The sequence below is a fragment of the Geoalkalibacter ferrihydriticus DSM 17813 genome, from assembly GCF_000820505.1.
Classification (GTDB): domain Bacteria; phylum Desulfobacterota; class Desulfuromonadia; order Desulfuromonadales; family Geoalkalibacteraceae; genus Geoalkalibacter; species Geoalkalibacter ferrihydriticus.
Genome location: NZ_JWJD01000001.1, coordinates 227,940 through 247,489, shown reverse-complemented (window position 1 = coordinate 247,489; position 19,550 = coordinate 227,940). Strand labels below are relative to the sequence as shown.

Genomic DNA, 19,550 nt, shown 5'->3' with positions numbered 1-19,550 from the left:
TGGCTGCTCCTGGTGATTTGATTAAAGATTCAATTTTTTTCAGCGAGCGTCGCTGAATCATAGGCGATGCAACAGGTGATTTCTTTTCCGCCTGGATCCCGGCATTGCTTCTGTACCTGTGCCTCCAGAAACTCCGGGGTAATATCCTGGGTAGGATCAAAACAAAGACCTACTTGAAAAAAACCGGCCAGGCGACAGATCCGCAAAACATCGTCAAACAACTCAGCGCAGGAGCTTTTATGAAAATCTGCCCGGGCGCCGGCACCGACGAACAATATCCAGGGTGCGTGAAGCTTGCAGCGTCCGGCCGCCAGAACATATTCGCCGAATCGTCCGCTCACCCGACCAGCCGGCAGCAAATCGGTCAGCATCCCGCCAAGGTGTTGGTCGAGAAGCGCGCAAACACCACACAGGGGATTTTCTTCAAGAAAAAATGGGGCCACCAGCACTTGAGCGTCAAGACGCTCAAAAGAGAGATCTGCTTGTTGACTTAACCGCATCATTGCCCATATTTGCGGGAGATCTGGTCGAGGATACCGTTGACAAAAGACGGTGTTTCCTGGGATCCGAAGCGTTTGCCTATTTCTATGGCCTCATTGATGATGACACTGTTCGGCACCGAAGGGCAGTAAAGCAGCTCATAGGCAGCAAGGCGCAGAATCGCCAGATCAACCCGTGCCATGCGACCCAGGGTCCAATTGGTGGAATATTCCTTGAGTACACGATCGATGGCTTCAAGATTTGCGTGAACACCGCGCACCAGAGTTTCGGCAAAGCTCAGGACATCGGGAGACATCTTTTGAGAAACATCCTCAAGAGGATCTCCGAGAACATCTTCGGAAAACCGGAAATTGCCCCAGAAACGATCCAGAACCAAACGGATATCAGGTTCCTGGTCCCGCAAACTGTAAATCACCTTGAGGGCCAGTTCCCGCGCCTGACGACGGGCTCCGCGCCGGCCGGTGGTGTCTCGGCCTGACGTTTGAGCAGCTTTTAGACCGGTACTTTTCAAAGAATTGCTCGACATTGTGACAAGAAAAACCTCGGGAATCTAATTCTTCGCTCGACCTTTTGGCCCGCAACGAAAAAACAGGTTTAAAAATTCTTCAGAAGATTGGCCATTTCTATCGCGCCAACGGCCGCTTCAAAGCCTTTGTTGCCGGCTTTGGTGCCGGCCCTCTCGATGGCCTGCTCAAGATTGTCCGTGGTAAGGACGCCAAAGGAAATCGGCAGTCCGCTATCGAGGCTGACATGGGCGATCCCTTTGGAAACTTCAGCGCTGACATAATCAAAATGCGGAGTGGATCCGCGAATCACGGCACCCAGACAGATAAGCGCGTCATAGCGCCCACTGCCGGCGGCTTTTTGCGCGACAAGGGGGATTTCAAAAGCACCAGGCACACGAATGATTTCAAGATCCGCGTCCTGTGCCCCATGGCGTATGAGGGCGTCCTGTGCCCCTTCCAGCAGCCGTTCAGAGATGAAGCTGTTGAATCTGCCGACGATCAGACCGAATCTCAATCCAGTCGCATCCAGTTTGCCTTCGATGGTTTTCGCCATAGAGTCCTTCTCCTTGCCCCAAACAATTTTAAATATTTTCCAGCAGATGCCCCATTTTTTCCCGTTTGGTGCGTAAGTACTTCAGATTGGAACGATTTGGGACAATTTCAATCGCAACACGCTCAACGATCTCCAGGCCATAACCCTCAAGCCCGATAATTTTCTTCGGATTGTTGGTCAGCAGGCGAATTTGGCGAATCCCGAGATCTGCCAGAATCTGAGCACCAATCCCGTAATCACGTAAATCAGCTTTAAAACCGAGAACTTCGTTCGCTTCAACGGTGTCGTGCCCGTCGTCCTGCAAAGCATAGGCTTTAATCTTATTGACCAGGCCAATCCCGCGACCTTCCTGGCGCATGTAGAGGACCACTCCGTTCCCGGCGCGCGCGATCTGCTCCATGGCGCTGTGCAACTGATCGCCGCAATCGCAGCGCAGAGAACCGAAGACATCTCCGGTCAGGCATTCGGAATGAACCCGCACCAGAACGGGTGAGTCGGGAAGAATTTCTCCTTTGACCAACGCCAGGTGTTGTGCCTGATCGACTTCGTTCTCAAAGATGAGGGCCCGAAATTCTCCACCAAAAGGCGTCGGCAGAACTGTTTCAGCGGCAAGCCGTACCAAGCGTTCTTTGCGCATGCGATAGGCCACCAAGTCCGCAACGGATACAATTTTCAGGCCATGACGCTCGGCAAACTTGAGCAGATCGGGCATACGCGCCATGGTTCCGTCATCGTTCATGACTTCGCAGATAACGCCGGCAGGCTTGAGACCGGCCAGGCGCGCCAGATCAACGGAGCCTTCCGTCTGGCCGGCGCGTACCAGTACGCCGCCCTTCTTGGCACGCAAGGGGAATACATGACCGGGCCGCGCCAGATCTAGAGCAGTGCTTTCGTCGGCGATGGCCACCTTGATGGTTTGCGCCCTGTCGGCCGCGGAAATGCCGGTGGTCACGCCTTTGCGCGCCTCGATGGAAACGGTAAAGGCGGTGCCGAAGGAGCTGCTGTTATCACGCACCATCAGCGGCAATTCGAGGTGATCGGCGCGCTCTTCGGTCAGTGAGAGACAGATCAGCCCCCGTCCTTCGCGAGCCATGAAATTGATGGCCTCAGGCGTGACCATTTCGGCGGCCATGGCCAAATCACCTTCATTCTCCCGGTCTTCATCATCGACCAGGATCACCATTTTCCCCTGGCGAATGTCCTTGAGTGCTTCTTCAACTCTGGCAATCGGCATGACTCACATATCCTCTCTCAAAGCTGATAACTATGTCACAGATACCCGTTCCTGGCAAGAAATTCAAGGTCGATACGACGGCTCCCTTCTTGGTCGCCGTGGCGACTTAATAGCCGCTCCACGTACTTGCCGAGGATGTCGGTTTCAAGATTAACCCGTGCCCCGACATTGAGTTCTGCGAGATTGGTTTGACCCAAACTGTGGGGAATGATGGTCAGAGAGAAGCTGGTTTCTGTGAGGCCACTGATTGTCAGGCTGATGCCATCAAGAGCTACTGATCCCTTGGGCACCAGGTAACGAAGCAAGTGCGCCGGGGGTTGAACGGTAAACAGAACGGAATTGCCGCGTGATTCGCGTTTGATAATCATTCCGACCCCATCAACATGCCCGGTCACCAGGTGTCCGCCGAGACGATCACCGAGACGTAAAGCACGTTCCAGATTGACCCTGATCCCGCACCTCAGCTCGCCCAGGGTCGACGATGCCAGAGTTTGAGGCGAAACATCGGCCTGAAAGAAGTCAGATCCAAAAGCCTCCACAGTCAGGCAGACACCATTGACGGCAATGCTTTCGCCATGAGTGAAATCAGCAAACGGTGGGCAGGTGCCCAGGGTCAGCCGGCAACCATCCCTTCCCTGCCGAACTTCCTGCAAGGTGCCCAGCCCTTCAATCAGCCCCGTGAACATAACTAACCTGCCCTTCGTAGAAGATATCGTCGCCGAAGCGGCCTACCCGCAAGTTGGTGATTGACGCCGCCGCGCTCAACAAAGGCGCTCCGGCGCCGGCAAACAACCCTTTACCGTCGCCGCCGATGAGGCGCGGAGCGATGAACAGCATCACCCGATCAATAAGCCGGGAGCGCAAGAATTCACCATTAAGCGTTGCGCCGCCTTCGAGTAGAATGCTTTGCAGATCCATCCCGCCAAGCGCTGCGAGCAAGGCATGCAGGTCAACGCGACCCTCGCGCTCGGGCAAAACCAGAACACGAACACCCGCATCGCGCAGCCTGCGGATCTTTCCATAAGGTGCCTGATTGGTTGTGGCAATGACCGTCGGCGCGGCGGAGGTGAGATGCAGAAGTCTAGCGTTTTCAGGTAAGCGCAAGCAACTGTCGACCACCACCCGGACTGCATCGCGGCCGTCCTGGCCGGCGAGTCGCGTTGTCAGGCTGGGATCGTCGCGCTCAACGGTGCCGACCCCGACCATGATGGCGTCGACGCGATTGCGGATTTCATGCACCTGGGCACGACTCGCCTCGTTGCTGATCCATTGAGAATCGCCGCCGGCCGTGGCGGTGCGACCGTCAAGGGAAATCGCCGCTTTAAGGATGACCAGGGGCAAGCCCGTGGTGATATGGCGGGCGAAAGGGCCGATCAGCCATCGACATTCGTTTTCCAATACGCCTTCAATGACCTCAATGCCGGCTTGCTGCAAGCGTGTCACACCGCGCCCGGCAACCTGAGGATTGGGATCGCGGCAGCCGATAAAGACACGACGGATGCCGGCGGAAATGACCGCTTCGACGCAGGGGCCGGTGCGTCCCTGATGAGAACAGGGTTCCAGGGTTACGTAAAGGTCGGCGCCATTGGTACGCTCAGCAGCCTGGTGCAAGGCATGGATTTCGGCATGGGCCTCCCCGGCGCGCAAATGAAAGCCCTCACCGATGACCTGGCCCTGCCAAACAACCAATGCTCCCACCGGGGGATTTGGGCGAGTTCGGCCCTCAGCCCTGCGGGCCAGATCCAAAGCACGCTGCATGTATTGGTCGACATTTGACATTTTAGAAAAAGGCAGCCTTGACAGCCGTGGAAAGCATCGTAGGAAAGCAACCGCAAGCAGCGCGGGTGCGATCAGGTTGAGAATTCAGACCTCGCCGCGCGCCAGCAGATCCTTGAGTTCGTCCATAAACTCGTTGATGTCTTTGAATTGCCGGTAGACCGAGGCAAAGCGAACATAAGCAACTTCGTCGACACGATGAAGTGCGTCCATCACCGCCTCACCGATGCGACTGGCGACAATCTCCTTTTCTCCACTTTCCTGCAATTGGCGCTCTAACTGATCAACCATCTTTTCAATGGTTTCGATGGAGACAGGACGTTTTTCACAGGCCTTCTGCATGCCGACGAAAATTTTCATGCGGTCAAAGGGTTCGCGCCGCCCATCCTTCTTGATCACAAGAGGCAGAATTTCTTCCACCCGCTCGTAGGTGGTAAAACGACGCTCGCACTGAATGCATTCACGGCGTCGACGAATATTATTGCCCTCTTTGCCCAAACGGGAATCGATGACTTTGGTGTCGACAAATGCACAGAAAGGACATTTCATGTCGCGCACTCCTTTTCGCCGCCCGCAATTTCAGAGAATGCCCGTGTATCAACACCTGCCTCGGCCAGCATATCCAGGGAAAGCCGGTCTGGATAACCATCGGCATAGACAACCTGAGTCAGTCCGGCATTGATAATCATTTTCGTGCAGATAATACAGGGGGTATTGGTGCAATAAAGGGTTCCGCCGGCGATATTGATGCCATGCTTGGCCGCCTGAATGATGGCGTTCTGCTCGGCATGCAGGCCGCGACAGAGTTCATGGCGTTCGCCCGAGGGAACCTGCATCTTCTGCCGTAAACACCCTGTCTCAGCGCAGTGGGTGATGCCTGACGGCGTCCCGTTGTAACCGGTGGCCAGAATGTTCTTGTCCTTCACGATCACCGCCCCGACCTGGCGGCGCAAGCAGGTTGAACGCTTGGCCACCAGGCGGGTGATGTCCATGAAATATTCCGGCCAACTGGGGCGTTGCGGCATAGGACAGCCTGTCAATTCAGCCGATGGGCATAAAGAGGAAATTGGCGGCAGAGGTCCTGGACTTCACCGCGGATGGCCTGCAGTTCGGCATCGTTCCCCACATTATCAAGAGCACGTCCGATCCAGGCGGCAATGTACTGCATCTGCTCTTCGCGCAGGCCGCGGGTCGTGGTTGCAGGAGTACCGATACGAATGCCGCTGGTCACAAAAGGCGAGCGAGTATCAAAAGGAACCGCGTTTTTATTAACCGTGATGCCGGCCTTCTCCAAAGTCTCTTCAGCCACCTTGCCGGTCAACTCCGTCCCGGAAAAGTCAACCAGCATGAGATGGTTGTCGGTTCCTCCGGAAACGAGTTTAAAGCCGCGCTCAAGCAGCGCCTGGGCAAGCGCCTTGGCGTTTTTCACGACCTGACCCGCATAGGTTTTGAATTCGGCAGACTGGGCCTCTTTCAGGGCGACGGCTTTAGCGGCGATGACGTGCATCAAAGGACCGCCTTGAATCCCGGGGAAAATGTTGCTGTTGAGCTTCTTTGCAAACTCTTCGCGACACAGAATCATGCCACCGCGCGGTCCACGCAGCGTCTTGTGGGTCGTGGTGGTGACAAATTCCGCGTAGGGCACCGGACTGGGGTGCTCACCCGCGGCAACGAGCCCGGCAATATGCGCCATGTCAACCATGATCGGCACGCCAATTTCGTCGGCGATGCGACGAAAAGCGGCGAAATCGATAGTGCGCGGATAAGCGCTGGCGCCGACCACCAGCAGTTTGGGACGGTGTTCCCGCGCCAGTTGGGCAACCTCGTCATAATCGATGAGACCGGTTTCGGCGCGCACGCCGTAGGGGACCACATTGAACAATTTTCCGGAAAAATTAACCGGAGACCCATGAGTGAGATGGCCGCCATGGGCGAGGTTCATGCCGAGAATGGTATCGCCGGGTTGGCAGACGGCGAAATAAACCGCCATATTGGCCTGGGAACCAGAGTGGGGCTGCACGTTGGCGTGCTCAGCACCGAACAAAGCGCAAGCGCGATCAATGGCGAGCTGCTCGGCTTTATCGACAAATTCGCACCCGCCGTAGTAGCGCTTTCCGGGATAACCTTCGGCGTACTTATTGGTCAATACCGAGCCTTGGGCCTCCAGAACCTCTTCGCTGACAAAATTTTCCGAGGCAATCAACTCCAGACTGGATTCCTGGCGAAGGGTTTCCTCTTCAATAGTCTGGGCGATTTCAGGATCAAACTGGGCAAGCTTCTGTGACATGAATCCAATCTCCGCTCAATGAGTATTCGGTCTTCAACACGAACGGGCAGGCGTTTGCCTGCCCGTGTCAACCGGACTGTATGTTTATTGTCAGGATCCCAGGCCCGCGACCTCTTGCTCTATGCGGGTAATTTTATCGAGGCGCTGCTGATGGCGTCCGCCCTCATAAGCAGCTTCAAGCCAAGCGGCCACCATGCGCTGCGCCGACTCAGGCGTGATCACCCGCCCGCCAAGGACAACAATGTTGGCGTTGTTGTGTTCCTTAGCCATGCGCGCCATAAACTCGTCGGTGGCCAAGGCGGCGCGAACACCTGGAAATTTGTTGGCGACGATGGACATGCCGATCCCTGTACCGCAGATCAAGATCCCACGCGAAACCTCTCCACGGGAGACCAGGCGCGCCACCTTTTCGCCAAAATCAGGATAATCGACGGATTCCTGATTGCTGGTGCCGACGTCGTCGACCTTGAATCCCTGCATCTCAAGAAAGCCGATGACTGCCTCCTTGAGAGCCAGACCACCATGATCACTGCCTATGACGATCACTTCAGACATATTAAACCTTAAATTTTCTTGAACAACAGGGTGGCGTTGGTGCCGCCAAAGCCGAAGGAATTACTCATCGCCACGCGAACATCGGCTTCCCGCGCCTGGTTGGGCACGTAGTCGAGATCACATTCAGGGTCCGGCTCATCATAATTAATAGTGGGAGGAATGAAACCACGCTCCATGGCGAGCAGGGTAAAAACAGCCTCTACCCCCCCCGCGGCGCCCAAAGCGTGGCCTGTCATGCTTTTGGTGGAACTGACCGCGGTTTTAGCCGCATGGTCTCCGAGTACAGCCTTGATGGCGAGGGTCTCGTAGAGATCATTGAAGGGCGTCGAGGTTCCGTGGGCATTAATGTAATCGACTTGATCGGGGTTGACCCCGGCTCCACGCATGGCCATGCGCATGCAGCGCGCGGCGCCCTCACCCCCAGGCGCGGGGGCGGTCAGGTGATAAGCGTCACCCGTAAGACCATAACCGCAGACCTCGGCATAAATTTTGGCTCCGCGACGTTGTGCGCTCTCGAGTTCTTCGAGAATAACGATCCCGGCACCTTCGGCCATAACAAAGCCGTCGCGACTCTTTTCGAAGGGGCGGCTGGCGGCTGCGGGATCGTCGTTGCGCGTGGAAAGAGCTTTCATTACGTTGAATCCGGCGATCCCCAGAGGCGTAATCGTAGACTCCGACCCTCCGGCGAACATAGCGTCGGCATCTCCGCGTGCGATCATGTGATAGGCGTCACCAATGGAATGGGTACCTGTCGCACACGCGGAAACCGACGAAACGTTGGGGCCTTTGGCGCCAAAACGGATGGAGATGTGACCCGGCGCAAGATTGATGATGAGCATGGGGATGAAAAAGGGCGTAATCTTGCGATATCCGCCTTCCAGCATCGCCTGATGATATTTCTCTATCGTCGGCAATCCGCCAAGGCCGGCACCGACAACCACCCCTACCCGCTCAGCATTTTCCTCGGTGATTTCCAGTCCCGAATCCCGCAGGGCCATATCGGCGGCACCCACGGCATATTGAATGAAGAGATCCATTTTTTTGATCTCTTTTTTCTCAATGTAATCTTCCGGGTTGAAGTCGCGGACTTCTCCGGCAATCTGCGTCGGCAACTCGCTTGCATCGAATCGGGTGATCCGGTCGATGCCTGAGCGTCCTTCGGCAAGTGCCTGCCAGTTTTTTTCGATGCCGGTTCCAAGCGGGGAGACAATACCGATACCGGTGACAACGACTCTGCGCATGGTGATGGGAGTCCTCCGTCAAAAGCTGAATGTCGAGGCTGGCTCCGTCGTAAAGACAAGCAACACTCTACGAACAAGATCCGAGTTTGCGGGAAAAGGGGAGGAGTCGCAACCCCTCCCCTCTTTGTCAGGAATGCTCGCTGATATAATCGATGGCGTCCTGCACGGTCTGAATTTTTTCGGCGTCTTCGTCAGAGATTTCGATATCGAATTCCTCCTCAAGCGCCATGACCAGTTCAACAGTATCGAGGGAGTCGGCACCGAGGTCTTCCATAAAGGAAGCTTCGGATGTCACCTGATCCTCATCAACGCCCAACTGCTCTGCTACAATTTGCTTCACTCGTTCTTCAACAGAAGCCATTTTCTTAACCTCCTTGGTCATTTGTCCAGTCGATCGGCTGATCGCTCGAAAAGTTTGTGTTACATATACATGCCACCATTGACGCCAAGAACCTGGCCGGTAATGTACCCGGCCTGGTCAGAGCTCAAAAAAAGTACTGCGTGAGCGACTTCGGAGGCTTCCCCCAGGCGACCCAGGGGAATCATCGCGCTGAGTTCCACCCTGGTTTTCTCGGGCAACTCCTCCGTCATGTCCGTGAGAATAAAACCCGGCGTCACGGCGTTAACCGTTACATTGCGCCGAGCAAGTTCACGCGCCACGGATTTGGTCAACCCGATCAATCCCGCTTTGCTGGCGCAATAATTAGCCTGCCCGGGATTGCCCATCTCTCCCACCACGGAAGAGATATTGACGATACGACCGAATTTCTGCTTGCTCATGATTTTGGCGGCGGCCCGGGTGCACATGAACGCCCCTTTGAGGTTGGTATCGAGCACAGCGTCCCAATCCTCATTCTTCATGCGCAACAACAATCCGTCCCGGGTGATGCCGGCGTTGTTGACGAGTATATCAACCCGCTGAAAAGTTTCTCCGGCTTTTTTAAAAAGTTCGTCGACATCGGCCATTTGTGCAATATCACCGGAAACGGCCAAGGCCTGGCCACCGAGTGCTTCAATTTCGACAACCAGCTCCTGCAATTTCTCAAGATTGCGTCCGCTGGCGACAACTTTCGCGCCGCCCGCAGCGAATTGCAGGGCGATTTCGCGACCAATTCCTCGTGAAGCCCCGGTGACAACAACAACCTTATCTTTAAACAAGGCGATCTCCTAAATTTTTTGCAGCCCGGCACTGTCTTCTAAATTGCCGATTTCCACATTTTTTGCAATGCGCTTGACCAGTCCGCTCAACACCTTGCCGGGACCAATCTCAATAAAGCGCTTGACTCCCTGCTCGGCCATAAACTCAACCGACTCCTGCCAGCGAACCGGAGCACTCACCTGGGCGACAAGCAGTTCACGAATCCGCTCACTTTGATCGTTGGGGCAGGCTTCCACATTCGTAACCACAGGAATCCGCAAGGCTTTGAAATTCAGGCCTGACAGAACCTCATCAAGCTCCTTGCCGGCCGGTGCCATCAGAGCACAATGAAAAGGTGCGCTGACGGGAAGCGGAAGTGCGCGCTTTGCGCCTTTCTGCTTGGCCAACTCCATGGCGCGCGCCACGGCGGCGGCATGACCGGCAATAACCACCTGCCCAGGACTGTTGAAGTTGGCGGGAGAAACAATTTCCGGGCCGGCAGCCGCAAGGCAGACCGATTCGACCTCGGCTGCGTCAAGCCCAATGATGGCCGCCATGGCCCCCTCGCCTACGGGAACCGCCTGTTGCATGAATCGGCCGCGGCGCCGCACAGTGCGCAGCGCGTCGGCAAAATCCATGCCTCCAGCACTAACGAGTGCTGAAAACTCCCCCAGAGAGTGACCGGCTACAAAATCGGGGGCCATGTCGCGCTCTTGCTGCAAAACCCGTAGCGCGGCCACACTGGCAGCAAGAATGGCCGGCTGGGTGTTTTCCGTCAACCTGAGATCGTCCTCGGGACCAGCAAAACAAAGCGCGGAGAGACGAAATTCCAGAGCTTCATCGGCCTCCTCGAAAGTGCGGCGGGCAACGTCGAAATTCTCTGCGAGGTCTTTGCCCATGCCGGCATATTGAGAACCCTGGCCGGGGAAAATAAAGGAAAGCATAGGGTTGCGTCCCGTTTAAATAAAAGTGGAAAAACAGCTACCAGCGAATCAGGGCGGATGCCCAGGTAAAACCGCCGCCGAATGCATCGAAAAGAAGGATATCGCCCGGCTTGATGCGTCCGGCCCGATTCGCCTCGTCAAGAGCGATAGGAATAGAGGCGCCGGAAGTGTTGCCATAAAAATCGACGTTGATATACACCTGCTCGTCGCGCAAATGCAAGCGCTTGGCGACCGCCTCAAGTATGCGACGGTTAGCCTGGTGAGGAATGAACAGATCGATATCCTTGCACTCCATACCGTTATGAGTCAAGGCTTCGTGTGCCACCTCGGTGAGCATGCGTACCGCCACCTTGAAAACCTCATTGCCCTGCATCTTGAGAAATGGCAAGCGCTGGTCAAGCCCCTGGGAAGAGGCTGGATGACGGGCCCCGAATCCGGCCTGATAGAGCAACTCCCAATAACTTCCATCGGAATGCAGATGGGTAGAGAGAACTCCATGCTCACCCTCCTCGGCCGAAAGCACCACCGCACCGGCGCCATCGCCGAAGAGCACACAAGTATTGCGGTCCTCCCAGTCAACGATACGGCTGAGGATTTCAGCGCCGATGACAAGCGCCTTTTTAACGCCACCACACTGGATCTGCTTTACCGCCGCATCCAGGGCATAAACAAAACCACTACAGGCTGCGGACACATCAAAGGCAAAGGCACGCTTAGCACCGATTTTTTCCTGAACCAGGCAAGCTGTGGCGGGCCAGGGGAAATCGCCCGTAATGGTGCCGACGACGATCAGATCGATTTCTTGCGCGGACACGCCGGCCATTTCCATGGCACGCCGCGCGGCATGAGCAGCGAGATCCGAGGTACACTCCCCCTCGGCGGCAATACGCCGTTCGCGAATCCCGGTACGGCTGACGATCCACTCGTCGTTAGTATCGACTTTTTTTTCGATGTCGCGGTTGGTAAGAACAGCCTCTGGAGCATAGCAACCCGTGCCGACAATCCGAGCTTTTTTCACGCGAAGAATCTCCCTGTCATCCGTTATCCGGCGCTATTGCCACCAGCAACCTCTGAAGCGTTCCCTTCGCCAGCCGGTGGTTCACCGATTTTCTCCAGATAGGCGGTAAGTTTCCGATTGACGTCCATGGCCGAATAATCACGGGCCATGCGGATAGCGTTCATGATCGCCTGGGCGCTGGAGCCCCCGTGACAAATCATGCCGACCCCTTCGATCCCGAGAAGAGGAGCCCCGCCGTATTCAGCGTAATCAATCTTTTTCTTAAATGCGCGAAAGGCGGGCTTTGCCAAAAGAAAGCCTAGCTTGGCCAGCAGTCGTCCATCGAATTCACGGCGCAGCATGGTGGTCATGGCATCGGCGACCCCTTCGGACACCTTAAGAACCACGTTGCCCACGAATCCATCGCAGACCACGACATCGACGGTGCCGTTGAAAATATCGCGCCCTTCGACATAGCCGACATAATTGAAATGGGAGGATTTGAGAATACCGTGAGTTTCTCGCGTCAACTCGGTACCCTTCTTCTCCTCTTCGCCATTGGACAGCAGTCCCACCCTTGGATTTTTCTTGCCAAGAATGTGTCGCGCATAAACGTCGCCCATCGCGGCAAACTGCGCCAGGTGAAGTGGTTTGCAGTCGACATTGCCCCCGACATCCAAAACCAGGGTCTGGTCGCGCAGATTCGGCATGATGGTGGCGATGGCAGGCCGATCAATTCCTCGCACACGCTTGAGAACAAACATCCCGGCAGCCATGGTGGCACCAGAGTTTCCGGCACTGACAACGGCGTGAGCGTCGCCTTCCTTGACCATATTGAAGGCGACGCGAATCGAAGAGTCCTTTTTTTTGCGCACCGCGTCCGAGGCCGAATCCTGCATGCCCACAACCTGGCTGGCATGCCGGACGCGCAGGTCAAGCCCGGCGACATTATGCTTATTCAACTCGTCGTTGATGCGCTCTTGATCACCGACCAAAGCGATCGCGATGTCCCAGCGCCTCGCGGCCTGAATGGCTGCTTCGATTTCCACGGCGGGCGCATGATCCCCCCCCATGGCATCGACTGCAACGACTACACGCTCTTTCAACCAACGGCCCTCTTAAAGTTCTTCGGCAGGAAGAATTTCCCGGCCTTTATAGGTGCCGCAACTGGGGCAGACACGATGAGGCTGCTTAGGCTCCTTGCACTGGGGACACACCGAAAGCCCGGGCGCGCTCAGAGCGTCATGGGCACGGCGCATATCTCTTTTGGATTTGGAAGTTTTCTTTTTAGGTACAGCCATGGGTATCTATCTCCTGACAACTTATCGTTCAAAAATCGGATGACCACAAGATGGGCCGCTCCGTCCACTACTTACTTCTCGGCCTTGAAGTCTTTAAGTGCCGCGAACTTGTTATTGAAGACCGGCGGGCGACAACCGCAATCCCCCGCATTGAGATTTGCGCCGCAGTGAGGACAAATGCCCTTGCAACGACTGGAGCAAAGTGGACGCAAGGGCAACTCCATCACCAATTGCTCCTGAACAATCTCCCGCAGATCGATCTCATCGCCCTCAATGGGAATCATGCCCATATCTTCTGCCGTCAACTCGACCTCGTCATCCTCGCCACCCTCAATCTGAGGCAAATCACCGACAAAAGTCGCTGTAAGATCGGCAACCAATGGCATTTCAAGCTCTTTGAGACACCGGCTGCAAGGCAGAAGAACGCGCGTCTCGACCCGGCCTTCGACTTCAATAATACTATTAGCGAAAAAAGCTCTCACGCGGCCCGCAACAGGTCCTGCGAATCGGCATTCCTCGCGCTGAATCAAGTCTTCTAAGGCGGGGAAACTCTCGGCGGATTCCTCGATATCGAGAACAACCTCATTTTCCTTGATTTTTTCAACGCTGACACGCAAAGGTTTAGCATCCGTATAAGTTGAAAACGGTTAGTATAAGGAGCACCCCTTTTTTGTCAAGAAATAAATCCGGGCGCTTGTCCGGGGGGCACAAGACGTCATCTATTAGCCCATTACGACCTTATTTGCAAGGGATAATTCCTCATCTTCCCTGGAGATCAAAACCATCCGATCCTTGCATTTTTTCGCCCACATGGTTTAGAAACAAAGCTTCTTTTACCCACACAAATTGGGGAGCATGCATAAAAAGGATAGAATTTTGAAAAAAAATCCAACCGCGTTTCTCGATCTGGTGGAAATCATGCAGCGTCTGCGGGCTCCAAACGGCTGCCCCTGGGATCGCGAACAAACGACCCAGAGCCTTAAACCTTACCTGCTGGAGGAAACCTACGAGGTCTTGGAGGCCGTGGATCTGAATGATCCTTCCGCAATCTGCGAAGAGTTGGGCGATCTGCTGTTACAGGTTGTTTTTCTCGCACAGATTTTTGCCGAGCAAGGCCTATTCACCGTTGAGGAGGTTGCCCGCGGCATCACCGATAAACTAATCCGGCGCCACCCCCATGTTTTCGCTGACGGCGAATGCTCTGACCTTAAAGAACTCAACCGTCAGTGGGAGCAGATAAAAAGTGAAGAAAAAAGGGAGCGTGGTGACACCGCTCCGCGAAAAACCGCTCCACGCAATCTGCCGGCATTGGCGCGCGCACACAAGGTTTTGCCACCCCCAGGTCCCGGCGAACACTCAATACTGCACGCGCAGATCCTCAACTGCCTCGCCCGCCTGGAGAATCAGTCCCCCAAGAATCGCGAACTCAGCCTCGGTCAAGCCTACAGCTATCTGGTGGCTTTGGGTCAATACTGGAGCATAGACAGCGAGCAGGCTCTGCGGCGTTATCTGAATTGCATTGAGGAGGGTTGCGACGCCAAGGGCAAGGGTGGAAAAACAGACGGCAGCCAAGCCAGTTAAGGAACTTTTCCACATTTTTCGTGGATAGCCTGTGGATTCAGCCGTTGAAAACCCAGCGAGCCAGAGAGCCGCACTGGCTGTTCGCCTCTCTGGCTGTTTTTTAGACACAAATTCTTCCCGTTAAATTTCGGCCACTTACATGGTTGGGATATTTTTTCAAATGAGACCGTCCCATCTCATGAGGTTCTAACAGATTCAACATACGCATAGAGGTAGAGGATGTTCATAAGATTGCTGTTACTTTTCACTTTAATTCCGGTTCTGGAGATTTATGTGATTCTCAAAGTCGGAGGACAAATTGGGGCCGGGTCGACCGTCGCCCTGATTATCCTGACCGGAATCGCGGGCGCCTACCTGGCCAGAACGCAAGGTTTTGATATTGTGCGCCGCATCCAGCGTGACACTGCCCAAGGCCATCTGCCGGCAGAGTCCTTGCTGGACGGGGCCCTGGTCCTGAGCGGCGGACTATTGCTCCTGACACCGGGTTTCTGCACTGATCTTGTCGGGTTTGCCCTGCTCGTTCCCCTGACCCGCGACTCGCTCAAGCGTGCTCTGCGCCGGTGGCTGCAAGCCCAGATCGAACGGGGCAATATCACACTGGGGCGTTACTGATTATCGCCGTCATTCCGAAGAGAGCGGCGCTCAAAATCGAGCAACCATTGCTTGCTGGCGATTCCTGCACCACCTGAATAACCCGTCATCCTGCCGCCACGACCGAGCACGCGGTGGCAGGGCACCACAATAACAAAGGGGTTGACGGCCATAACCGCGCCTATCGCCCGCGCCGCGCGCGGTGCACCGACTTGGCGCGCCATCTCGCCATAGGTTGTCAATTCGGCAAAAGGCAACTGTTGCAGATGCCGCAAAACCCGGCGCTGAAAATCACTTAACCTTCGCCAATCAAGAGGCAGGTTGAAGCGCTCGCGTTTTCCCGCGAAATATTCCAGCAACTGAGTACGGGCATCGACCAGCACCCCGCTTAACTCTTCATGCGCCAGGGGAAAGCGCAAATTCACGCTGTCCGACACCGCCTCACGGGTGGTATGCATCTGAATATCCACCAGGCCTCGTGGCCCACCGACCAGTCCCAACCAGCCGACGGGAGTGGAAAATATGTGGTAAAAAAGTTTTTCACCCTGAGCATTAGGATCCACGACCAGACCTCCTTGTCAGTTTGCGACGCACAAGAGCCCAGCCCTCGCGCACCTCTTGAACACCGGCACCCAAGCAGCCAAGCACATAGACCAGCATGCCCGCGGTAATGGCCGACAGCAGCACCAGACATTTCTGCCAAAAAGCCGCCGCCCCCAAGACCTGCCAGTCAGCTAGGTTGAGCAACGGCACCACCACCGCGGTCATGGCCAGCAAAGGCAAAACCAGACGCAGGCAGCAACCGGCCAGCCGGCGCAAACCCAGTGCGCCGAGTTTGCGCCGCAATGCCCAGACCAACAGCAGACAATTGCCGCAGGTAGCCAAAGTCAGAGCCAGCGCCAGCCCGACATGTCCCAAAGGTTGCATCAGGAGCAATCCGAGAGCCGCGTTGAGCAGCAGCGTCCAGAAGGAAATCCTTACGGGTGTGCGGGTGTCCTTCATGGCATAAAAGGTTGGTACGATAACTCTGGCAATCCCTAGAAAAAAAAGACCTGGAGCATAGGCGATCAGAGCCGCAGAGGTGTGCCTGACCGCGCCATAGTCAAATGTCTCGCTGAGAAATAAAAGACTGTAGATGGGAACGGCGCACAGCATCAGCCCCAAGGCCGCCGGCAAAGTCACGACGGCAATCAGACGCAGGGCAAAGTCCAGAGACTCGCGGAGTCCAGCCTCATCCCCGGCCGATGCTTGCCGGCTCATGGAAGGAAGAACCGCCTGGGCCAGGGACAGGATAAAAATGCCCTGCGGAAACTCAAAAAGGCGCTGGCCGTAATAGAGATAGGAAACGCTGCCTTCGGGCAGGAACGAGGCCAGAATACGGGTGACAACCACATTGATCTGGTAGATGGCAACGCCAATGACGCCGGGCAACATCAGCTTTCCAATGCGCCGCACCGCGGGATGGCGCCAGTGGAAATCCAGACGGGGCAAAATCCCGTAACGCCTGAGAATCGGCCCCTGCATGAGTAACTGTAACACCCCGCCCAGCAGAACCCCAACGGCCAATGCCTTGATGGGGGGATCGAAGAAAGGGCTCAGCAGGGCAGCACCGGCGACCATGGCGAGGTTGAGCATCACTGGCGAAAGTGCGGGCACGAAATAGTGACCATGCACATTGAGTCTTCCGGTGAGCAGCGCCAGCAGACTGACAAAGAAGATATAGGGAAACATGATGCGGTTCAGCATGTCCGTCAACGCCAGCTTGCCTTCAATATCACGGAACCCGTAGCCGATGGTCTGCACCAGCCAAGGCGAGCCGACAATTCCCACCAGCGTCACCCCTGCCATGATCAGCAGCAGCAGGGTGAAGCAGATATTGCCGACGCGAATGGCCTCTTCGCGCCCCTGCCGATGATACACATCCGAATAGGTCGGGACAAATGCCGCAGTCAGGGAACCCTCGGCAAAAAAGCGCCTGAGCAGATTGGGCAGGGTAAAGGCCATGAAAAAGGCGTCCGTCGCAAAACCGGCACCGAACATGCGGCCGATAACCACATCACGGACCAGACCGCTGATGCGACTCAGCAGAGTGGCGCCACCAAGAACGCCCGTGGCACGGGTAATAATTTTCTTCTCCGACATTTTTTCCGACATGGGCCCCGCGTTATAAAATCTGCAATTTAAATCTATTAATCCCGACACCAGCCACAGCTTTGTAATATTTTTCAGGTGCTTACAAATTTTGATTGATTTTTTTTAACTTGACTGGCGAGGATTGTGATGATAAACAATCATTCGTCAAAAGAAAACACCAAATAAATACCCATCGACCATGGAGGTTACAAGCTTTGGCTAATCACAAATCAGCTCTCAAGAGAATCAAGCAAAATGAAAAACGCGCGGCGCGCAACCGCCATATTCGCTCCACCATGCGCACCCTGGTGAAGCAGGTTCGCGAAGCGGCTGCCGGGGGCGATGCCGGCTCGGCTCGGGCGGCTCTTGAGCGTGCCGTCCCTTATATCGACAAGTCTGCGAGCAAAGGCATTATTCACAAGGCGACTGCAAGCCGCAAGATTGCGCGCCTGACGAAACTTGTGGGCAGCCTTGCCTGATTCTGCCTGCCGGACCGAAGCTGACTGAAAAAGGGGCCGCACGGCCCCTTTTTTTGTAACTATTCAGCACAGGGGCTCGCTGCATCCATGGCGAAGGTCTCCGGCGCCCGGATGGCGCCGGCCCCCAGGCAAGAGCACATACGAGCTTCGCCAGGGATGTCGCAAGGCTCTCCCCGGCCAGGGCGAACAGTTACATTTTCTTATTGTCGTTCCCCCTCCTGTATCAGCGCAAGAACCAACTGTTCCATCAAGGCTCCAGGATCGCCACCACTCGATTTGAGTGCGAGATCGGCCTGCAGACAGACGGTAAAGGCCTTGCGATATTCCGTTGCGTTGAAGCGTTTGGACTGGGTAAGTAATCCATCCAGAAAATAGGGATTGATGCGCATGCGTCGCGCCATTTCCCCACGCTCGGCACCCAGTTTGAGCAGTTCGGCGGCCTGCCATAGTTGGCGAAAGTGCCGGACCACCATCGTCAAGATCCGCAAAGGCGGCTCGCCATCGTCAAGCATCCGACCCAGCAAACGCAAAGCTTCGGCGGGACGACGTCTCCCGATGGCATTGATCAGGTCAAAAACACTTTCGGCGCGAGTATCGCTGATGATCTGCCGCACATCCTCGACATCGATCAGAGTTCTCTCGTCCACATAGGTGCAGAGCTTGTTCAACTCTGCCTGAATCTCACCCAGATCGCTGCCCATGCGCCGGCAGAACAATGCCAGGGCATCCTCGGTAAAGCTCTTGCCGTTTATTCGCACCTGCTCCTTGATGAACGTCGGCACCTGATTATCATAGAGGCGCCGAAACTCAACCAGGGTTCCCTTTTTTTTGAAATCGCGAAAAAAAGACAGGCGCCCGTCAATGCCGCGGCCCATAAAAAGCAGCACCGTTTCCGGTACCGGATCCTTGAGATAGGGAAGAAAGCGCGCTAGGTCGACAGCCGTCAGGAGATGAGCATCCTTGACCACGACCAGTCGACGCGCGGCAAAAACCGGCAGGGTACGGCAGGCGTCCAGGATGGTTTCAGGTGAAGTTTCGCGACCGGTGAAAACCTCAAAGTTGAAATCCCGCCCCTGCACGTCAAGAACTTTCTCCACCACCTCGTGGTAAGCACGCTCCAGAAGAAACGTCTCCTCACCGTGGAGAAACAAAAGGTTCGGCACCTGAGCGCTTTCAAGCACGCGTTGGAACTCAGAAGGCTTCACCGGAAAAGATCCTCAGAAATTGTCATGGAGGCGCACGAACAGATTTTCCGCTAGGCGCCGGCTGATGACCCGAATCGCAGCCTGCTCATTGTCTTCCTGCTCACTTTTATCTGAAACAACTGGATATTTTTCCGACCAACTAAGCTGTCCACGCCACAGCACCAGCCCGCTGTCGGATCGGCGCAGAGTGGCCGCAATGGTCAGGGTAGCACGGTATTGGCCGATCCGGTCTTCAGGTCCGAACGACAAAGCTCCGGCATGAAAAGTGATAACCTCTCCTTCGAGACGGGCATCGGCAGCGCGAGGATCCTCAACGACCCGCAATCCTTTGCGGCGGGAAAACTCCTCAACGACATCGCGACTGATCTGGTTTTCAAGAAAAGGTTCAAGGGAGCGATTGTCGAACACTCCGATGTAAATACTCTCGACGCCCTCGGGCAGGCCATTACCGCTCCCCAAAGGGTGATAACCACAGCCGCCTGCAAACAATAACAGCAGCAGGAATACCGTACTGAGCAGAGGCCGCAC

25 protein-coding genes are annotated in these 19,550 nt (G+C 55.5%); 3 read left to right on the top strand and 22 right to left on the bottom strand.

Going from position 1 to position 19,550, the window contains the following annotated elements; genetic code table 11:
- Positions 1 to 29 precede the first annotated feature (29 nt).
- The 18 genes from GFER_RS19665 to GFER_RS01145 all read right to left on the bottom strand — a co-directional run bounded on the left by GFER_RS19665 (position 30) and on the right by GFER_RS01145 (position 13,650).
- Complete coding sequence (locus GFER_RS19665) at positions 30 to 371, bottom strand: hypothetical protein (RefSeq protein ID WP_412171497.1); 342 nt, start codon at positions 369 to 371, stop codon at positions 30 to 32.
- Between the two features lie 128 nt (positions 372 to 499).
- Positions 500 to 1,012 (bottom strand): transcription antitermination factor NusB, encoded by a 513-nt coding sequence (nusB, locus tag GFER_RS01225; RefSeq protein ID WP_052446035.1) that lies wholly within the window; start codon positions 1,010 to 1,012, stop codon positions 500 to 502.
- 83 nt (positions 1,013 to 1,095) lie between these two features.
- On the bottom strand, positions 1,096 to 1,560 hold the full coding sequence (gene ribH, locus GFER_RS01220) for a 6,7-dimethyl-8-ribityllumazine synthase (RefSeq protein ID WP_040095342.1): 465 nt from the start codon (positions 1,558 to 1,560) through the stop codon (positions 1,096 to 1,098).
- A gap of 28 nt (positions 1,561 to 1,588) precedes the next feature.
- Positions 1,589 to 2,794 carry a bifunctional 3,4-dihydroxy-2-butanone-4-phosphate synthase/GTP cyclohydrolase II gene (locus tag GFER_RS01215; RefSeq protein ID WP_040095340.1) on the bottom strand — a complete coding sequence of 402 codons (1,206 nt, stop codon included), beginning with the start codon at positions 2,792 to 2,794 and terminating at the stop codon, positions 1,589 to 1,591.
- Between the two features lie 35 nt (positions 2,795 to 2,829).
- A complete protein-coding gene (locus GFER_RS01210; protein ID WP_040095337.1) occupies positions 2,830 to 3,480 on the bottom strand; it encodes a riboflavin synthase in 651 nt (216 codons plus the stop codon).
- Complete coding sequence (gene ribD, locus GFER_RS01205) at positions 3,461 to 4,573, bottom strand: bifunctional diaminohydroxyphosphoribosylaminopyrimidine deaminase/5-amino-6-(5-phosphoribosylamino)uracil reductase RibD (RefSeq protein WP_040095335.1); 1,113 nt, start codon at positions 4,571 to 4,573, stop codon at positions 3,461 to 3,463. Before ribD ends, GFER_RS01210 begins: the two co-directional genes overlap by 20 nt.
- Before the next feature lie 84 nt (positions 4,574 to 4,657).
- Positions 4,658 to 5,119, bottom strand: coding sequence for a transcriptional regulator NrdR (nrdR, locus tag GFER_RS01200; protein WP_040095333.1), 462 nt, complete (start codon positions 5,117 to 5,119; stop codon positions 4,658 to 4,660).
- A complete protein-coding gene (locus GFER_RS01195; RefSeq protein WP_040095330.1) occupies positions 5,116 to 5,595 on the bottom strand; it encodes a deoxycytidylate deaminase in 480 nt (159 codons plus the stop codon). The genes nrdR and GFER_RS01195 overlap by 4 nt, the downstream gene beginning before the upstream one ends.
- An 11-nt stretch (positions 5,596 to 5,606) precedes the next feature.
- Positions 5,607 to 6,857, bottom strand: coding sequence for a serine hydroxymethyltransferase (gene glyA, locus GFER_RS01190; protein ID WP_040095327.1), 1,251 nt, complete (start codon positions 6,855 to 6,857; stop codon positions 5,607 to 5,609).
- Between the two features lie 90 nt (positions 6,858 to 6,947).
- The gene (gene rpiB, locus GFER_RS01185; RefSeq protein WP_040097132.1) at positions 6,948 to 7,403 is read right to left on the bottom strand and encodes a ribose 5-phosphate isomerase B; all 456 of its coding nucleotides are present in this window, start codon (positions 7,401 to 7,403) and stop codon (positions 6,948 to 6,950) included.
- 17 nt (positions 7,404 to 7,420) lie between these two features.
- A complete protein-coding gene (gene fabF / locus GFER_RS01180; RefSeq protein WP_040095325.1) occupies positions 7,421 to 8,653 on the bottom strand; it encodes a beta-ketoacyl-ACP synthase II in 1,233 nt (410 codons plus the stop codon).
- Positions 8,654 to 8,780: 127 nt separating this feature from the next.
- A complete protein-coding gene (gene acpP, locus GFER_RS01175) occupies positions 8,781 to 9,014 on the bottom strand; it encodes an acyl carrier protein (protein WP_040095323.1) in 234 nt (77 codons plus the stop codon).
- A gap of 59 nt (positions 9,015 to 9,073) precedes the next feature.
- Positions 9,074 to 9,811, bottom strand: coding sequence for a 3-oxoacyl-[acyl-carrier-protein] reductase (gene fabG, locus GFER_RS01170; protein ID WP_040095321.1), 738 nt, complete (start codon positions 9,809 to 9,811; stop codon positions 9,074 to 9,076).
- 9 nt (positions 9,812 to 9,820) lie between these two features.
- Complete coding sequence (gene fabD, locus GFER_RS01165; protein ID WP_040095319.1) at positions 9,821 to 10,735, bottom strand: ACP S-malonyltransferase; 915 nt, start codon at positions 10,733 to 10,735, stop codon at positions 9,821 to 9,823.
- 37 nt (positions 10,736 to 10,772) lie between these two features.
- The gene (locus tag GFER_RS01160) at positions 10,773 to 11,753 is read right to left on the bottom strand and encodes a beta-ketoacyl-ACP synthase III (RefSeq protein ID WP_040095317.1); all 981 of its coding nucleotides are present in this window, start codon (positions 11,751 to 11,753) and stop codon (positions 10,773 to 10,775) included.
- 23 nt (positions 11,754 to 11,776) lie between these two features.
- Positions 11,777 to 12,838, bottom strand: coding sequence for a phosphate acyltransferase PlsX (gene plsX, locus GFER_RS01155; RefSeq protein ID WP_268746189.1), 1,062 nt, complete (start codon positions 12,836 to 12,838; stop codon positions 11,777 to 11,779).
- A 12-nt stretch (positions 12,839 to 12,850) separates the two neighbouring features.
- Positions 12,851 to 13,033 carry a 50S ribosomal protein L32 gene (rpmF, locus tag GFER_RS01150; protein ID WP_040095315.1) on the bottom strand — a complete coding sequence of 61 codons (183 nt, stop codon included), beginning with the start codon at positions 13,031 to 13,033 and terminating at the stop codon, positions 12,851 to 12,853.
- A 71-nt stretch (positions 13,034 to 13,104) separates the two neighbouring features.
- The gene (locus tag GFER_RS01145; protein WP_040095313.1) at positions 13,105 to 13,650 is read right to left on the bottom strand and encodes a YceD family protein; all 546 of its coding nucleotides are present in this window, start codon (positions 13,648 to 13,650) and stop codon (positions 13,105 to 13,107) included.
- Positions 13,651 to 13,909: 259 nt separating this feature from the next.
- Here GFER_RS01145 and mazG point away from each other — a divergent pair, with 259 nt between their 5' ends.
- Together mazG and GFER_RS01135 are read left to right on the top strand one after the other, a co-directional pair.
- Positions 13,910 to 14,614, top strand: a complete 705-nt coding sequence (gene mazG, locus GFER_RS17365) for a nucleoside triphosphate pyrophosphohydrolase (protein ID WP_052445834.1) — start codon at positions 13,910 to 13,912, stop codon at positions 14,612 to 14,614.
- A 219-nt stretch (positions 14,615 to 14,833) separates the two neighbouring features.
- The gene (locus GFER_RS01135) at positions 14,834 to 15,226 is read left to right on the top strand and encodes an FxsA family protein (RefSeq protein WP_040095311.1); all 393 of its coding nucleotides are present in this window, start codon (positions 14,834 to 14,836) and stop codon (positions 15,224 to 15,226) included.
- On the opposite strand, the gene GFER_RS01130 is transcribed toward GFER_RS01135, so the two are convergent.
- Positions 15,220 to 15,768 (bottom strand): methylated-DNA--[protein]-cysteine S-methyltransferase, encoded by a 549-nt coding sequence (locus GFER_RS01130; protein ID WP_052445833.1) that lies wholly within the window; start codon positions 15,766 to 15,768, stop codon positions 15,220 to 15,222. The genes GFER_RS01135 and GFER_RS01130 overlap by 7 nt on opposite strands.
- A complete protein-coding gene (gene murJ, locus GFER_RS01125) occupies positions 15,758 to 17,347 on the bottom strand; it encodes a murein biosynthesis integral membrane protein MurJ (protein WP_040097124.1) in 1,590 nt (529 codons plus the stop codon). Before murJ ends, GFER_RS01130 begins: the two co-directional genes overlap by 11 nt.
- A 206-nt stretch (positions 17,348 to 17,553) precedes the next feature.
- Here murJ and rpsT point away from each other — a divergent pair, with 206 nt between their 5' ends.
- The gene (rpsT, locus tag GFER_RS01120; protein ID WP_040095309.1) at positions 17,554 to 17,817 is read left to right on the top strand and encodes a 30S ribosomal protein S20; all 264 of its coding nucleotides are present in this window, start codon (positions 17,554 to 17,556) and stop codon (positions 17,815 to 17,817) included.
- Between the two features lie 200 nt (positions 17,818 to 18,017).
- Here rpsT and holA read toward each other — a convergent pair whose 3' ends face one another.
- Complete coding sequence (gene holA, locus GFER_RS01115) at positions 18,018 to 19,022, bottom strand: DNA polymerase III subunit delta (protein WP_040095307.1); 1,005 nt, start codon at positions 19,020 to 19,022, stop codon at positions 18,018 to 18,020.
- A gap of 12 nt (positions 19,023 to 19,034) precedes the next feature.
- Positions 19,035 to 19,550 (bottom strand): LPS assembly lipoprotein LptE, encoded by a 516-nt coding sequence (gene lptE / locus GFER_RS01110; protein WP_052445832.1) that lies wholly within the window; start codon positions 19,548 to 19,550, stop codon positions 19,035 to 19,037.

What these genes read in the sequence shown, in the direction of transcription:
- GFER_RS19665 (WP_412171497.1), bottom strand. Translation starts at nt 371, where the DNA reads ATGCTGACCGATTTGCTGCCGGCTGGTCGGGTGAGCGGACGATTCGGC.
- ribH (WP_040095342.1), bottom strand. Translation starts at nt 1,560, where the DNA reads ATGGCGAAAACCATCGAAGGCAAACTGGATGCGACTGGATTGAGATTC.
- GFER_RS01215 (WP_040095340.1), bottom strand. Translation starts at nt 2,794, where the DNA reads ATGCCGATTGCCAGAGTTGAAGAAGCACTCAAGGACATTCGCCAGGGG.
- GFER_RS01210 (WP_040095337.1), bottom strand. Translation starts at nt 3,480, where the DNA reads ATGTTCACGGGGCTGATTGAAGGGCTGGGCACCTTGCAGGAAGTTCGG.
- ribD (WP_040095335.1), bottom strand. Translation starts at nt 4,573, where the DNA reads ATGTCAAATGTCGACCAATACATGCAGCGTGCTTTGGATCTGGCCCGC.
- nrdR (WP_040095333.1), bottom strand. Translation starts at nt 5,119, where the DNA reads ATGAAATGTCCTTTCTGTGCATTTGTCGACACCAAAGTCATCGATTCC.
- GFER_RS01195 (WP_040095330.1), bottom strand. Translation starts at nt 5,595, where the DNA reads ATGCCGCAACGCCCCAGTTGGCCGGAATATTTCATGGACATCACCCGC.
- glyA (WP_040095327.1), bottom strand. Translation starts at nt 6,857, where the DNA reads ATGTCACAGAAGCTTGCCCAGTTTGATCCTGAAATCGCCCAGACTATT.
- fabF (WP_040095325.1), bottom strand. Translation starts at nt 8,653, where the DNA reads ATGCGCAGAGTCGTTGTCACCGGTATCGGTATTGTCTCCCCGCTTGGA.
- acpP (WP_040095323.1), bottom strand. Translation starts at nt 9,014, where the DNA reads ATGGCTTCTGTTGAAGAACGAGTGAAGCAAATTGTAGCAGAGCAGTTG.
- fabD (WP_040095319.1), bottom strand. Translation starts at nt 10,735, where the DNA reads ATGCTTTCCTTTATTTTCCCCGGCCAGGGTTCTCAATATGCCGGCATG.
- rpmF (WP_040095315.1), bottom strand. Translation starts at nt 13,033, where the DNA reads ATGGCTGTACCTAAAAAGAAAACTTCCAAATCCAAAAGAGATATGCGC.
- GFER_RS01135 (WP_040095311.1), top strand. Translation starts at nt 14,834, where the DNA reads ATGTTCATAAGATTGCTGTTACTTTTCACTTTAATTCCGGTTCTGGAG.
- murJ (WP_040097124.1), bottom strand. Translation starts at nt 17,347, where the DNA reads ATGTCGGAGAAGAAAATTATTACCCGTGCCACGGGCGTTCTTGGTGGC.